The sequence below is a fragment of the uncultured Rhodococcus sp. genome, assembly GCF_963525155.1.
Lineage (GTDB): Bacteria > Actinomycetota > Actinomycetes > Mycobacteriales > Mycobacteriaceae > Rhodococcus_F > Rhodococcus_F qingshengii.
The window spans coordinates 1-14631 of sequence record NZ_CAURKP010000055.1; the positions used below are offsets into that span (position 1 = coordinate 1).

Annotated in this window: 13 protein-coding genes and 3 tRNA genes; 7 read left to right on the top strand and 9 right to left on the bottom strand. The window is 63.1% G+C overall.

The window, feature by feature from the left end; translation table 11 throughout:
• Both RWT78_RS13610 and RWT78_RS13615 read left to right on the top strand, forming a co-directional pair.
• The coding region (locus tag RWT78_RS13610; protein ID WP_314676184.1) for a beta-ketoacyl synthase N-terminal-like domain-containing protein at positions 1 to 1664 on the top strand (1664 nt) is incomplete at its 5' end.
• Positions 1665 to 1674: 10 nt separating this feature from the next.
• The gene (locus RWT78_RS13615; protein WP_003945362.1) at positions 1675 to 2073 is read left to right on the top strand and encodes a holo-ACP synthase; all 399 of its coding nucleotides are present in this window, start codon (positions 1675 to 1677) and stop codon (positions 2071 to 2073) included.
• 58 nt (positions 2074 to 2131) lie between these two features.
• Here the strand turns inward: RWT78_RS13615 and RWT78_RS13620 are convergent, their stop codons facing one another.
• The gene (locus tag RWT78_RS13620; RefSeq protein ID WP_003945379.1) at positions 2132 to 2833 is read right to left on the bottom strand and encodes a TetR family transcriptional regulator; all 702 of its coding nucleotides are present in this window, start codon (positions 2831 to 2833) and stop codon (positions 2132 to 2134) included.
• Between the two features lie 290 nt (positions 2834 to 3123).
• On the opposite strand from RWT78_RS13620, the gene RWT78_RS13625 reads away from it, so the two are divergent.
• Complete coding sequence (locus tag RWT78_RS13625; RefSeq protein ID WP_047270271.1) at positions 3124 to 4473, top strand: dipeptidase; 1350 nt, start codon at positions 3124 to 3126, stop codon at positions 4471 to 4473.
• Here RWT78_RS13625 and bcp read toward each other — a convergent pair.
• Positions 4470 to 4943, bottom strand: a complete 474-nt coding sequence (gene bcp / locus RWT78_RS13630; protein ID WP_007733290.1) for a thioredoxin-dependent thiol peroxidase — start codon at positions 4941 to 4943, stop codon at positions 4470 to 4472. The two genes, RWT78_RS13625 and bcp, sit on opposite strands and share 4 nt — an antisense overlap.
• Positions 4944 to 5088: 145 nt before the next feature.
• Here bcp and RWT78_RS13635 point away from each other — a divergent pair, with 145 nt between their 5' ends.
• Entirely contained in the window at positions 5089 to 5310 is a 222-nt protein-coding gene (locus tag RWT78_RS13635; protein WP_003945299.1) for a DUF3618 domain-containing protein, read from the top strand.
• 66 nt (positions 5311 to 5376) lie between these two features.
• Here RWT78_RS13635 and RWT78_RS13640 read toward each other — a convergent pair.
• The 3 genes from RWT78_RS13640 to RWT78_RS13650 all read right to left on the bottom strand — a co-directional run bounded on the left by RWT78_RS13640 (position 5377) and on the right by RWT78_RS13650 (position 7157).
• Positions 5377 to 5449 (bottom strand) — tRNA-Lys (locus RWT78_RS13640).
• Between the two features lie 93 nt (positions 5450 to 5542).
• Positions 5543 to 6973 (bottom strand): amidase, encoded by a 1431-nt coding sequence (locus RWT78_RS13645; protein WP_314676196.1) that lies wholly within the window; start codon positions 6971 to 6973, stop codon positions 5543 to 5545.
• 111 nt (positions 6974 to 7084) lie between these two features.
• A tRNA-Lys gene (locus RWT78_RS13650) sits at positions 7085 to 7157 on the bottom strand.
• 368 nt (positions 7158 to 7525) lie between these two features.
• Between RWT78_RS13650 and RWT78_RS13655 the strand changes: the two genes are divergently transcribed.
• Positions 7526 to 8695, top strand: a complete 1170-nt coding sequence (locus RWT78_RS13655; protein WP_125052658.1) for an Ig-like domain-containing protein — start codon at positions 7526 to 7528, stop codon at positions 8693 to 8695.
• Between the two features lie 135 nt (positions 8696 to 8830).
• Here RWT78_RS13655 and RWT78_RS13660 read toward each other — a convergent pair whose 3' ends face one another.
• Positions 8831 to 9793, bottom strand: a complete 963-nt coding sequence (locus RWT78_RS13660; RefSeq protein WP_314676199.1) for an oxidoreductase — start codon at positions 9791 to 9793, stop codon at positions 8831 to 8833.
• 55 nt (positions 9794 to 9848) lie between these two features.
• Between RWT78_RS13660 and RWT78_RS13665 the strand changes: the two genes are divergently transcribed.
• Complete coding sequence (locus RWT78_RS13665) at positions 9849 to 10259, top strand: MerR family transcriptional regulator (protein WP_116056509.1); 411 nt, start codon at positions 9849 to 9851, stop codon at positions 10257 to 10259.
• 292 nt (positions 10260 to 10551) lie between these two features.
• Here the strand turns inward: RWT78_RS13665 and RWT78_RS13670 are convergent.
• Positions 10552 to 10624 (bottom strand) — tRNA-His (locus RWT78_RS13670).
• An 84-nt stretch (positions 10625 to 10708) separates the two neighbouring features.
• On the bottom strand, positions 10709 to 11308 hold the full coding sequence (gene orn / locus RWT78_RS13675; RefSeq protein ID WP_024487359.1) for an oligoribonuclease: 600 nt from the start codon (positions 11306 to 11308) through the stop codon (positions 10709 to 10711).
• 120 nt (positions 11309 to 11428) lie between these two features.
• Between orn and RWT78_RS13680 the strand changes: the two genes are divergently transcribed.
• Positions 11429 to 13168: a helicase HerA-like domain-containing protein gene (locus RWT78_RS13680; RefSeq protein ID WP_050656807.1), complete on the top strand. Its 1740-nt coding sequence runs from the start codon at positions 11429 to 11431 to the stop codon at positions 13166 to 13168.
• A gap of 19 nt (positions 13169 to 13187) precedes the next feature.
• Here RWT78_RS13680 and lysA read toward each other — a convergent pair whose 3' ends face one another.
• Positions 13188 to 14531: a diaminopimelate decarboxylase gene (lysA, locus tag RWT78_RS13685; RefSeq protein ID WP_314676206.1), complete on the bottom strand. Its 1344-nt coding sequence runs from the start codon at positions 14529 to 14531 to the stop codon at positions 13188 to 13190.
• Between the last annotated feature and the right edge of the window lie 100 nt (positions 14532 to 14631).

Below are 14631 nucleotides of genomic sequence, written 5' to 3' on the forward strand. Positions count from 1 at the left end.
ACGAGGGCGCGATGATCGACAACACCGCTCCGCTGCTCACCTCCGTGTTCCTGGGCAAGGATCTGAGCTGCGTGGGCGGCAGTGAGGCCGAGGCTCAGGCCTTCGTCGAATCCGATCCGGAGAACACGACGGCGACGGTTTCCGCCGAGTCCGGCGACTGGACGGTCACCCGCCGCGCAGGCACCGAGATCCGCGTCCCGCGCAAGATGAAGCTGACTCGTAGTGTGGGCGGTCAGATTCCGACCAACTTCGACGTCACCAAGTGGGGCATCCCCGCCGACATGGCAGATTCGGTCGACCGCGTCGGCCTCTGGAACATCGTCGCAACGGTGGACGCCTTCCTCACCGGCGGCTTCACTCCGAGCGAACTGCTCCGCTGGGTACACCCGAGCCTGGTCGCCAACACGCAGGGCACCGGCATGGGCGGCATGACCTCCATGAGGAGCCTGTACATCGACACGCTGCTCGGCGAGAACCGTCCGAACGACATCCTGCAGGAAGCGCTGCCGAACGTCATTGCAGCGCACGTAGTTCAGTCGTACGTCGGCGGTTACGGCGCGATGGTTCACCCCGTCGCCGCCTGCGCCACGGCAGCGGTATCCGTCGAAGAAGGCGTCGACAAGATCCGACTCGGCAAGGCGCAGTTGGTTGTTGCCGGCGGGTTCGACGATCTGAGCACGGAAGGCATCATCGGCTTCGGCGACATGTCGGCCACTGCCAAGACCGAGGACATGCATGCCAAGGGCATCGAGGATCGCCGCTTCTCGCGGGCCAACGATCGTCGCCGCGGCGGATTCGTCGAGTCGGCCGGCGGCGGAACGATTCTCCTCGCTCGCGGTGACCTGGCACTCGAGATGGGTCTTCCCGTCCTCGGTGTGGTCGCCTGGGCCGGATCGTTCGCCGACGGTGTCCACACCTCGATCCCGGCACCGGGACTCGGAGCACTGGGCGCCGGACGTGGGGGAGCGGATTCGCAGCTCGCACTCTCGCTCAACGCACTGGGCGTGAGCGCCGACGACATCGCCGTGATCTCCAAGCACGACACCTCCACTGCCGCCAACGATCCCAACGAGGCAGAGCTGCACGAGCGCCTCGCCGGGGCATTGGGACGCAGTGAAGGCGCGCCGATGTTCGTGGTCTCGCAGAAGAGCCTGACCGGTCACGCCAAGGGTGGTGCCGCAGCCTTCCAGCTGATCGGGCTCTGCCAGGTACTGAGCCAGGGCATCGTCCCGCCGAACCGCAGCCTCGACTGCGTCGACGACAAGATGGCCGAGTTCGAGCACCTCGTGTGGGCACGTCAGCCGCTCAAGTTCGGTGATCAGCTTCCGCTGCGTGCCGGCCTGCTGACCAGCCTCGGCTTCGGTCACGTCTCCGGCCTGATCGCAGTCGTGCACCCGCAGGCATTCGTCGAGTCGGTTCCGGCCGACAAGCGTGACGCCTATGTTGCTGCGGCCCAGCAGCGGACGATCGACGGTCAGCGTCGCCTCGCGAAGGCGATGTGCGGTGGCGACAGCCTCTACGAGCGCCCGGCGGATCGTCGCCTCGGTGCCGACGGAACGCCGGCCAAGGCGTCGCGTCAGCTCGAAGCGGACATGCTGCTGAGCGAGGACGCACGACTCGGCGCAGACCAGGTGTACCGCTCGAATCTGCCCGGCTGCAAGTAGTAGTCACGGTATGGGAGTTCTGGGTATCGGCTTCGACCTCGTGACGGTGTCGGAGTTCGCCGAGCAATTGAACAGGCCGGGAACGGCAATGCTCGACAACTTCACACCGGGCGAGCGTCGAGACGCCGCTACCCGGAGCTCCGAACCGGCACGACATTTCGCCGCCCGGTGGGCTGCGAAGGAAGCAGTGATCAAGGCATGGTCTACTGCTCTCTTCGCCGGCCCACCGGTGCTGGGGGAAATGATCCACAATCAGATCGAGGTCGTCTCGGACGCCTGGGGGCGCCCCGGCATCCGGCTTCGCGGTGACGTGGCCAAACACCTGACCGGAGTGAAGATTCATATCTCGCTCACCCACGACGGGGACATGGCGGGCGCTTTCGCGGTCATCGAATCCGACCCGGAGTAGCGCTGCCGGACACGAAAGAGCCGGTCTCCCAAGGGGAGACCGGCTCTTTGTCGTTCGACTAGTCCTTCGTGCGGGATTCCTTCTCGGCGACGAGGAGATACGCGATCATCAACCTTTTCAGTTCGGCGACGGCGTCGGCATGCGACTGACCGTCCTGAACCGAGAAATTGAGCATCGAATACACCACGTGGACAAGAACTTCCGCCATCATCAGGCGACGATCTCGCCGCGTACGAGGCGTCAACGGGCCGAGCATTTTCGCTACGGTCTCGGCGAACTGCTTTTCGTGAATGACTCCGGTTGCCCGCGTGGACGGCGTCGACTGCATCGCCAGCCAGACCTCGCGGCGCGACGGATCAGACGTCCACAGCCCGGCCATGTGATCGACGAAACTGTTCAGGAACCGCAACCAGTCGAGCGAGGGTACTTCGCCGCCGAACTGAGCAAGCTCGTGCTGGACCCCGACGAGGTCCTGGCGGTTCAATTCGCACACGATGACGTACTTGTTCGCGAAGAACTGGTAAAGCGTCCCAATCGGGACGTCAGCACGTGCCGCGACTTCTTCACAGGTGAACGATTCGAAACCGACATCGGTGAGGAGTTCCCGTGACGCAGCCAGGAGTGCGTCGAATTTACGCTGGCTGCGCTCTTGCGTCGGACGCTTGCGCGGCAGCAGTTCCTGCGGTTCTTCGAGGCTCTGGGGATTCTCCAGTGCTGGGTCGACTCGTCGCCGCGCGCGGTGACGAGTCGTGGGCTGCACGTCTTCCAGGCTATCGGTGTTTTCTGTCGAATTTGGGACTTGTGCATTATCCGGTGTCATCGGCCACCTACTTCGGCGGTCGTGATCGGTCGAAACGCACCGCGCAGGTGCGCGCACACGAGTCCCGATGCTGTTGCCACACCTCGATACTAGGTGACCAACTGTCCAGTAGCCGAAGAGGTTGCTGCGCGGTGTGGCGCAACGGCGATCCTGGCGCCTGCCTACGTCCGATTCGGGCAGACTGAGATTCTTCGGGCACACCGAGATTCGATGCCGAGGAGAGGGAGACGATGACGGAAGAACTGCGAACCGCGGTAGGTGAACTCATGCCGCGTGCCCGTGAGGATCTGAGTGCACTTGTGGCGATGAAGTCCGTCGCCGATGCACGGCAGTATCCGCCGGAAGAATGCGCGGCCGCTGCGCATTGGGTCCTGGAGGCATTCCGGGCTCAGGGTTTCGCCGATATCGAGGCGATCGAGACCTCCGACGGTTCGGCCGCGGTTGTCGGGCGTCGACCAGGCCCGGGCGGTGCTCCGACCGTTCTGCTGTACTGCCACTACGACGTTCAGCCGCCCGGAAACGAAGAGCTCTGGGGCTCCCCGCCTTTCACGCTCACCGAGCGCGACGGACGGTGGTACGGACGGGGCGCTTCCGACTGCAAGGGCAACGTCGTCATGCATCTGACAGCTCTGCGAGCGCTCGCCGCAGCCGGTGTGGATCCGAGCGCCCACCTGACGATCGTCGCCGAGGGATCCGAGGAGATGGGCACTGGCGGTCTCGAGGATCTGGTGCGAGAGCGCCCCGAACTTTTTGCAGCCGACATGATCCTGATCGCCGATACCGGCAACACCGAAGTCGGGGAGCCGACGATCACGACGTCATTGCGCGGGATCGCGAACGTTGTGGTCCACGTGTCGACGCTCGAGGGTGAGATTCACTCCGGTGTCTTCGGTGGACCGGCGCCCGATGCGATCACCGCGCTGGTGCACATACTCTCGACGCTGCACGACAGCGCCGGAAACACCACTGTCGAAGGCTTGACCAACGATCAGGAGTGGGCGGGTGTCAGTTATGACGGCGATCAGTTCCGCTCCGACGCCGGGGTGCTCGAAGGGGTGCAGTTGACTGGTTCCGGTTCGGTCGCCGAGCAGGTGTGGGCTCGTCCGGCGCTGACCATCCTGGGTATCGACTGCCCGCCGGTCGTGGGTTCGGCGGCGGCGATCACGCCCCGCGCGTCGGCGCGCCTGAATCTTCGTGTCCCGCCTGGCACGGATCCGGCGCAGGCACAGAAGTTGTTGACGGACCACCTCCGCGCGGCGGCGCCGTGGGGCGTCCACATCGAGGTCGTTCCGGAATCGACGGGATCGCCGTTCTCGTCCTCGACGGAGGGTGCAGGTTTCGCGCAGCTGAAGTCCGCGCTCACCGATGCCTACGGCCGCGAAGTCGGATTTGCCGGCCAAGGGGGATCGATACCGCTGTGCAGTGCACTGGCCGAGCAGTTCCCCGACGCGGAGATCGCGTTGATCGGCGTCGAGGAACCGCAATGCCGCATTCATGCGCCCGACGAAAGCGTCGACCCGTCGGAGATCGAGAATCTCGCTTTCGCGGAGGCTCTGTTCTTGAGCCGGTACGGGAGTTAGACCGACAGATCGCGTCGTAGCTTGGCGACGTGGCCGGTGGCCCGGACGTTGTACTGGGCCACCTCGATCTTGCCTTCCTCGTCGACGAGGAACGTCGAGCGGATGACGCCCTGGACGGTCTTGCCGTACATCTTCTTCTCACCGAACGCGCCCCAGGCTTCGAGCGTCGCCTTCTCGGGATCGGAGAGCAGCGGGAAGGTCAACTCTTCGGTATCGCGGAACTTCGCGAGTTTTGCGGGCTTGTCCGGCGAGATTCCGATGACTTCGAGGCCGGCGCCGTTCAGCTCGGCGAGGCTGTCACGGAAGTCGCAGGCCTGCTTGGTGCACCCAGGGGTGCTGGCCGCCGGGTAGAAGTACACGATGACCTTGCGGCCGCGGTAATCGTGAAGGGAAACCTCGTTGCCATCGGCGTCTGGGAGCGTGAAATCCGGCGCGACGTCGCCGGCGGACAATCTACTGTTCTCGGTCACGGGAATCGAGGTTAGTCGAGAAATTGCGCGGCAGGTGGGCGCGAGGGCATTCTGCTCCTCTACGGTAGAGCGAAGTGTCGGCGCGCTGCGTCCGCACAGCAGACCCGCACACAGAGCAGCAGAACACAGACAAGTTGGAGGACACGTGCCCAGGGACACCGAGAGCATCGAACGCGAGATCGAGAAGGCGCGTAACCAGCTCGCGAGCACACTCGACGAACTGACGGTCCGCACCAACCCGAAGCGGCTGGTCGAGAACACCAAGAAGACGGTGCTCGCCAAGCTCAACGAGCCGGCAGTGAAGTACGCGCTGATCGCAGTCGGTTCAGTGGTGGGACTACTCGTGGTCCGGAAGATCATTCGCTGACCCGAGTTGTCGAAGACAGAACATGAAGAAGGCCCCCACCTGGTGAGGTGGGGGCCTTCTTGCAAGTGCGCCCACAGGGACTCGAACCCCGGACCCAGTGATTAAGAGTCACTTGCTCTACCAACTGAGCTATAGGCGCTCGCTCTTGCGAGACAGAACATTAGCCGACAGGCTCAGGAGTTTGCAAAACGCGTGTTCATCGTGGTGACGACGGTTACATCGCTTCCGGAATTCACGAGTGTAGAGGGTGCGAATCCGGCCAGCGGACGGTGCTTTCCAACTGCTGTGCGACGGCGAGAATGGTCGGTTCACCACCGCTGCGCCCGACCAGTTGGACGCTCAGGGGGAGTCCGCGTTCGGAGAACCCGGCGGGCACAGCGGCCGCCGGGTTGCCGCAGACATTCCAGATCGAACAGTAGGCGGCGATCGGCAACGCCTTGCGGACTGCTGACAGAAGGCCGGTTCCTTCGAGTTGTCCGATCGGGCGTGGCAGCGCGGGCGTGGTCGGCATCAGGACCAGGTCGAAGGTGTCGAAGACCTGGTTGACCGTCGCTGCGATTCGCTCACCTTTGCGGTAAGCGAATTTCCCGACGCGCGCGGGAGCGGCTATCCGGCCGATCGACGCGAGTGCTCGTGTGCGCTTCTCGAGTAACGCTGGATGATCGACGCGCAGTGCTTCGTCGCGGACGCCGCCGAGCACCTGGGGGAGAAATGCTGCAGTTGCGTCCGGGTACTCGGGATCGTGCTCTTCGACGTGATGTCCCAACGCGCTCAACATCTCTGCGATCGAATGCACCGCGGCAACGACCTCCGGGGACGGGCGGACGCCCCGGACCGGACTCCGGGTGGACACTGCAATGCGAAGCGGCCCGGGCGCCGACGCGGCTGACTCGGCAAAGCTGGTGCGGAGCGTTTCGGCTGTGTAGTCGTCGATCCCGGTGGTACCGGTTATCACGTCGTACACGAGCGCGCTGTCCTCGACGGAACGAGTGAGAGGCCCTAGTGTGCCGAGTCCGCGCCAGAGGTTTCGGTTCGGCGCGGTGCTCACCCGACCGCGCTGCGGTTTGAGTCCGAACAACCCGCAGAACGCCGAAGGCAGTCGGATGGAACCGCCGCCGTCGCCGCCGATTGCCGCTGCGACCATGCCTGACGCGACGGCCGACGCAGATCCTCCGCTCGATCCGCCCGTGGATACGCCAGTGTCCCAAGGGTTTCTGGTGTAGCCGTTTGCAGCAGTCTCCGTGAAGGGCCAGATGCCGAACTCGGGCATCGTCGTCTTGCCGACGATCACCGCGCCGGCGTCGCGCAACCGCCGGACGACCTCCGAGTCAGCGGAGGCGATGCGGGTTGCCGCCGCACCGCCGTACGTCGTCGGCGTTCCGGCGACGTCGTTCTCGTCTTTGATCGCGATCGGAACTCCGTGCAGTGGGCCCAGGCTGTGGCCGTCGGCCTGGCGCTGATCGAGACGTGTCGCTTCGTCGAGCGCTTCGTCTGCGAGAACTCGCACAAAAGCATTGAGCGTCGAATCGAGGCGTTCGATACGGCGAAGTGTGTTCTCGGTGAGCTCGCGGGCCGATATTTCTCCGGACCGGATCAGAGCGGCCTGACCCGCCACCCCGGCAAATGCCAGCTCGCTGCCCGGTGTGGTTTCGCGCTCGGTCATCAATCCTCCAGGCCGTGGTTCCGATAACTGTGAAGTCTATTCACCACAACCTGTTCACCACGACACAAAGAAAAATCCCCACCTTCCGAAGAAGGTGGGGACCTTTGCAAGTGCGCCCACAGGGACTCGAACCCCGGACCCAGTGATTAAGAGTCACTTGCTCTACCAACTGAGCTATAGGCGCTCGCTCTTGCGAGACAGAACATTAGCCGAATCGCCGGTTCGGGAGCAAATCGCCAGGTGGAGGCGTCACCGCTGTAGTCCGATCGGAGGAAATCCGCTGAAAGCGGTAACAAAACGGACGGTTCGGAGCGATTGATACTTGAACGTTACTGACGGCGTGACCTTTCATGACCGTTGGTAACGAGCGCGCCTGGCATCATTGGTGCAGCGCAGTCATACCGCAAGTCCCACTTGCCTTCCGGTAAGTGGGATTCGCATGTGACGCGGAAGTTAGTCGGAGAAATTGTGAAGCGGAGTCGAACGATGAGTCGTCAAAGGTGGGGTCTGTCCGTGCGCGGGGGGAACGGTCGAGCGTCGAAGGGCGCGGCGATGATCGCGGCGTCTCTCGGTGCTCTCGTTCTGATGACCGCGTGCACGTCGGGCGGCAAGGACGTCAGTACCGAAGGGTCGGCGCCGATCGATTCCAATCCGCTCACCGAACTCATCAAGCCGAAGCTCACCTCGACCGCTGCCGACGGCGCTGTCGGCTTCTCGCCGGGCGACCCGGTCAAGATCAACGTCGCTGACGGCGCTCTGTCCGACGTGACGATGGTCAATCAGGACGGCAAGGCAGTTGCCGGCGCGATTGCTGCCGACGGTGCGTCGTGGACCACCACCGAGCCACTCGGCTACAACCGCAAGTACAAAATCGAGGCCCGCGCATTCGGATTGGGTGGCGCAAGTACGACGGTCACGTCCTTCACCACCAGCGCACCCGGCAACGTCACCAAGCCGTACGTCTTGCCCAACGAGGGTGACGTGGTCGGCATCGGTCAGCCCATCGCGGTGCAGTTCGACGAGAACATCCCAGATCGCAAGGCTGCCGAAGCCGCGATCACCGTCACCACGACTCCGGCCGTCGAAGGTGCGTTCTACTGGGTCAACAATCGTGAGGTCCGTTGGCGTCCGGAGAACTACTGGGCACCGGGCACCAAGGTCGACGTGAGCGTCAACGTGTACGGGCGCAATCTCGGCAAGGGAGTCTTCGGGCAGGAAGACGCCAAGAGTTCCTTCACCATCGGTGATGCCGTCATCGCCACGGCGGACGACAACACCAAGCAGGTCACTTTCCAGGTCAACGGTGAGACTGTCATGACCATGCCCACCTCCATGGGCAAGGACAGCACTCCTACCGACAACGGCGTCTACATCATCGGTGACCGCTTCGCGAACATGATCATGGACTCGTCCACGTACGGCGTCCCGGTCACCTCGGCGCAGGGTTACAAGACCCCCGTCGACTGGGCGACCCGAATGTCCTACAGCGGTATCTTCTTCCACTCGGCGCCGTGGTCGGTCGGGCAGCAGGGCTACTCCAACACAAGTCACGGCTGCCTCAACCTGAGCCCGTCCAACGCCAAGTGGGTCTACGACAACACCAAGCGTGGGGACATCGTCGTCGTCAAGAACACCGTCGGCGGCACTCTCTCCGGCACCGACGGCCTCGGTGACTGGAACATCCCCTGGAGCGTCTGGAAGACCGGCAACGCGGACGTCTGAGTGCGTTCCTGAAGCGCTGAACGCCAGAAATGCCCCCGACCGTCCGGTTGGGGGCATTTCTGCATCTGCACACCTTTTGTGAGCGAAAGTGCCTCTCGGTCTATCTGAGGCGACGGGAGGTACGTTCGCTCGGTGTCAGCGTCGACCGAACGCGTCCACTCCGGTCATCTCAGCGGACAGTGTCCACAATCTGCGTGCGTCGGCGGGATCGGTAGCCCAAGGTTTCACTCCGCCGACGCTCATGTCATCAGTCTGCGCGACGTCCGCGATGTTGCAGTCCTGGAGGTACGCGCCGGAGTGATCGGCGAGTATCGGTGCCGTCGCTGCCCACACCGTTGTAGCGGCGCCCTGGGAGGGAGTCTTGAACCCCGGCACGGCGTCGCCATTCGACGTCGTCCATCCGAGATCGTGTTTCTCCGATGCAGAGAAGTGACGTTGAAGGGGAGTGAGGATGCTCCCGGGATGGACGGAGAACGCACTGATACCGCGTGAAGCACCGGAGCTCGCCAGCTGTACAGCGAATAGAGCATTGGCAGTCTTGGCTTGACCGTACGCAAGCCAGCGGTCGTAACCGTTGCGGAAATGTATGTCATTCCAACGCACTCCCGACAGAAAATGTCCCGCCGACGAGACCGCTACTACGCGAGAGCCGTTTGCGGGCATGGCTGGCACAAGCAGGTTCACCAGTACAAAGTGCCCGAGGTGATTGATCGCGAATTGTGATTCCCAGCCGGAGCCGACACGGAGTTCCGGGCAGGCCATGACCCCCGCATTGCAGATGATGATGTCCGGAGTGATCCGGGATTCGAGAATTTCTCGCGCACACGATCTGACATTGCTCGGGTCCGACAGGTCGCACGCTCGCACTTCGATACCCGGAAGGTCGGCCACCGCGCTCCGTGCCTGTTCTGGTCGGCGGGCAAGAACTACAACTCGCGCGCCGACCGAAGAAAGTGACTGCGAAACCTCATATCCGAGTCCGGAGTACCCGCCGGTGACCAAAACCGTAGTGCCTGTTAAATCTTGTCCGGCAAGTACGTCGTCGGCAGTGGAGACTCGGGAGTATCCGGTGTTGATTTTGCGCTGGATGGAATTCATGGCTGCGACCGTAAAATCTGGAGTGCACTCCAGGTCAAGGAAAGGTCGCCAGGCAATGCGCGAACTGTCAATCGGTGACGTCGCTGTCCAGACCGGAATCAGTATCGATTCCCTTCGATACTTCGAACGTGAGGAATTGCTCGTTCACGAGGTTGCGCGCTCGGCAGGTGGGCGTCGGGTGTACTCCGAAAGCGATGTCGCTTGGTTGAAGCTGTGTAATCGCTTCCGAGACTCGGGTATGCCGATCGCCACGATCCGCGAATTCGCCGCTCTCGTCAGGTCAGGTCCAGGAAACGAGAAGGAGCGGCTTTCACTTTTGCAGTCGCATGAGGAGTTGATTCGATCCAGGATCGCTGCGATGCAGGAAAACCTGAACGTCATCCACGACAAGGTTTCGGCGTACGAGCGACATGTTCGCGAGGGGACCGTCGTAGGTGTCTGGGAGCCGGAACCGTCGCCCGAGTGATCGACGGCTGGGCCATTTGCGGCGAATTCCAGCTACCCCGATGTGAGCGAAAGTGGCTTTCGGTCTATCTGAGGCGACGAGAGGTACGTTCGCTCGGCCCGGGCACGGGTTGCTCGGGAGCGCGCGATTTGTCGCGGTCGCCACCCCACCCACTTCGGGTGAACGTATCGCTGCCCCCGTCAGAGAAGGGGAGCGATACGTTCACCCGGCTGTGGAAGGGGAGATTGGGGCTGGCGCACAAACCAAAAGAACCCCCGAAAATGTCTTTCGACATCTTCGGGGGTTCCGCTTGGGTGAGCGACGGGACTCGAACCCGCGACAGCCAGGATCACAACCTGGTGCTCTACCAACTGAACTACGCCCACCATTGCCTCGGCCACCGGTTTGACCCGGCTGCTTTGACGAAAGAGATACTAGCGCGAAAGTCGGTCAGGAAGCCAATCGGCAGGTCAGGCGGGACCCAAGCCCTCTACGACGGCTGCGATCTCCGCGCTCGACGGTCCGGGCGCCGCGACGAATGCAGTGCCGCGGTAGTACTTGAGTTCGCGGATGGATTCCTTGATGTCGGCGAGTGCCCGGTGGGCGAGACCTTTTTCGGGCTGGCCGAAGTAGATTCGCGGGTACCAGCGGCGGGAGAGTTCTTTGATGGAGCTGACGTCGATCATCCGGTAGTGCAGGTATGTGTCCAGTGCCGTCATGTCCCGTGAGATGAATCCGCGGTCGGTGGCGATTGAATTGCCTGCCAAGGGAGCCGTACCGGCGACGGGAACGTGCTTGCGGATGTACGCGAGCACCTCTTTCTCCGCCTCGGCGAGGGTGACCGTCGACTTACGAACCTCTTCGGTCAGCCCCGACTTTGCGTGCATCTTCTTCACGACGTCGGGCATTGCAGCCAACGCGTCGTCGTCGGCGTGGATGACGATGTCCACACCTTCGCCCAAGATGTTCAAGTCGCTGTCGGTCACCAGAGCCGCAATCTCGATGAGTTTGTCCGACTCGAGTCGCAGCCCGGTCATTTCGCAATCGATCCATACCAATTTGTCCTGCACCAGGAACACAGTAGTGCGCGCGGGCGCGGGATAAGGTCTGCGGTGGAAACTCGACGTGTGTGAGACGGCGTTCGGGTGATGACAAGAACTTCGCCGCATTGCAACGAGGAGGGCTTTTCGATGACCGTGGATCCGAAGGACGGAGCAGCGCCGCTGACGCCGGCGGAGAAGGCGAAAGCTGCCAAGGCTGCCGCTGCCGAAGCCGCTCGGATTGCAGCTGAAGCCGCTGCAGCAGCTGAGGAAGCAGAGAAGGAAGCGGCTGCCGCTGAGGCCGAAGCATCGGCCGGAGCCACCCCCGCTGCTCAGGCGCCCTCGGGTGCTGCCGCTGAAATCGCGGCGGGCTATTCATCCGAGGGGCGGGCACTCGAGCTCGGCTCGGTGGTGATCGACGGTGTGGCAGATCCCACCGCGCGGGTGCGGATTCCGTTGGCGACGATCAACCGTCACGGTCTGATCGCCGGTGCGACGGGTACCGGCAAGACCAAGACGTTGCAGGGCATCGCCGAGCAGCTGTCCGCCGCGGGTGTGCCGGTTGTGATGGCCGACGTCAAGGGCGATCTCTCGGGTCTGTCGAAGGCGGGGGATCCGAGCGAGAAGATGAAGTCTCGCGCAGTCGAGACGGGCGACGATTCGTGGACTCCCGCTGGGATGCCAGTCGAGTTCTTGTCGTTGGGTACTGACGGAATCGGTATCCCGGTGCGCGCGACCATCACCAGTTTCGGGCCGATCCTGCTCAGTAAAGTGTTGGGCCTCAACGAGACCCAGGAATCGACACTCGGGCTGATCTTCCACTGGGCCGACACTCAGGGCCTCGCCCTGCTGGACCTCAAGGATCTGCGTTCGGTCATTGCCCACCTGACAAGCGCTGAGGGCAAGGCCGATCTGAAGGGTATCGGCGGAGTTTCCTCGGCGACGGCGGGAGTGATTCTGCGCGCGTTGGTCAACCTCGAAGCAGATGGTGGTGACACCTTCTTCGGTGAACCAGAACTCGAAACCGAGGATCTGCTGCGTGTCGTCGGCGGTGCCGGTGTGATCACGCTGTTCGAACTCGGTGCCCAGGCGGCGCGCCCGGCAATGTTCTCCACCTTCCTGATGTGGGTGCTCGCGGACCTGTTCCAGACGCTGCCCGAAGAGGGAGATCTGGACAAGCCGAAGCTCGTGTTCATCTTCGACGAGGCGCACCTTCTGTTCGCGGACGCGTCGAAGGCCTTCCTGCAGCAGGTCGAACAGACGGTCAAGCTCATTCGTTCCAAGGGCGTCGGCGTGTTCTTCTGCACGCAACTTCCGACCGACATTCCGAATTCGGTGCTGTCACAGTTGGGTGCGCGGGTTCAGCACGCCCTGCGTGCCTTCACGCCCGACGATCAGAAAGCCCTCAACAAGACCGTCCGCACGTACCCGAAGACCGAGCACTACGACCTGGAAAAGGCACTGACTTCACTCGGCATCGGTGAAGCCATCGTGACCGTACTCTCGGAAAAGGGTGCGCCGACGCCGGTGGCCTGGACCAAGATTCGTCCTCCGAGGTCGCTGATGGACACCATCGGCAACGACGCGATCAAGGCGGCCGCGTCGTCGAGTCCCCTGAATCAGAAGTACGGCCAGACCATCGACCGCGAGTCGGCGTACGAGAAGCTGACGGCCAAGGTGGCCGGTGCTCCGACAGCGGATCAGTCCCTGGATCTTCCGTCGCTGCCCGATCTGCCGCCACCGCCGCCGGCCGAGCCGGAGGGCCCCAACATCGCCGAGCAGATCTTGGGCAACTCGGCTGTCAAGAGTTTCCTGCGCTCGGCGGCTTCGGCTGCGGGACGCGAGATTTCGCGAAACATCTTCGGCACCGGTAGTCGCCGCAGGCGCTGAGGCTCAGGCGCCCGCGAGGTCAGATGCCGACCTCGCGGGCCAGCAGGTCGTTGATCGATTCGCGCCTGATCAACGGCCGCGCAATCCCGCCCAGCACGGCGACGACCGGCGGCCGGCCGACGCTGTTGTAGGTGGAGGCCATGCTGTGGTGGTATGCGCCCGTACACGGCACTGCCAACAGGTCACCTTCATGTAGGTCGGCGGGAAGCCTGGCTCCGACGGCAATTTCGTCGCCCGATTCGCAGTGTCGCCCGGCGACGGTGACTTCCTGGAGCGGTGCGCGCGAATGTCGGTTCACCAGTTCGACGTCGTAGTGGCTGTCGTACAACGACACCCGAGGGTTGTCGCTCATCCCGCCGTCGACGGAGACGAAGGTTCGTCCCCCGCTGATCGACTTGATGTTCTGTACGCGATAGAGCGTGACTCCGGCCCGCGCAGCGATCGCTCGGCCAGGCTCGAGCACGATTTCGGGGCGAGGGAAGCGGTTTCGGGTGCACGCGTCGTCGAGAGTTTCGTCGATGACGTGAGCGAGGCGGGTCAGATCCAATTGGGCATCTCCCGGCACGTAGGCGATCCCATGGCCACCGCCGAGATCGAGTTCGGTGAGGATGATTCGATGCGTGCGACGTATGTCGTCCATCTGTGCGATCATCGTCTCGATCGCGGGGCGGAAGAATTCGGGATCGGTGATCTGGGAGCCGAGATGGCAATGCAGGCCGATGAGCTGCAGGTGCGTCGCGTTGGCGACGACGGATACCGTATGTTCCAGTTCTTCGGAAAACGCTGGTAGGCCGAACTTTTGGTCCACGATGCCCGTGGACACTGCCTTGTGTCCGTGTATGTCGATGCCGGGTGTGACTCTGACCAACACCTTCTGTCGGTGGGTGCACACCGACGCGAGCCGTACCGCTTCGCTGGGGGAGTCGAGGACGATCCGGCCGACACCCGCGTTGACCGCCGCCCTCAGTTCGGAAACCGATTTGGCATTGCCGTGCAGGATGATTCGATGGGGGTCCACGCCCGCGGCAAGCGCGACGGCGAGTTCACCGGCGGAACAGACATCCACCCCGAGTCCCTCGTCGGAGACCCAGGTAGCCATCGCTCGAATCATCAGTGCCTTGCCGGCGTACACGATCTCCGAGTCGGGGAAGATCTCTCGATACGTGCGGCAGCGGTGCCGCACGTCAGCCTCGTCGACGACGTACGTCGGTGTGCCGTACTGGTCCGCGATCTCTTCGAGGGAGACGTCGCCGATGCAGACACGCCCGCTGTGGTCGTGGCGAGTACTGATGGGCCACAACGCAGGATCCATACGCGGTGTCATTGCGCCGCGTAGGGAGGGGAAGATTTCGAGTAGCGTCACGTCGATCTCCTGAAGGTGACCCGCCGTGTTGCGGGCTACTTTCAGATCTACTCCCGAAGATCACCGGTGGGGCGGATCTTGACGCTTACTTGACGCGCCG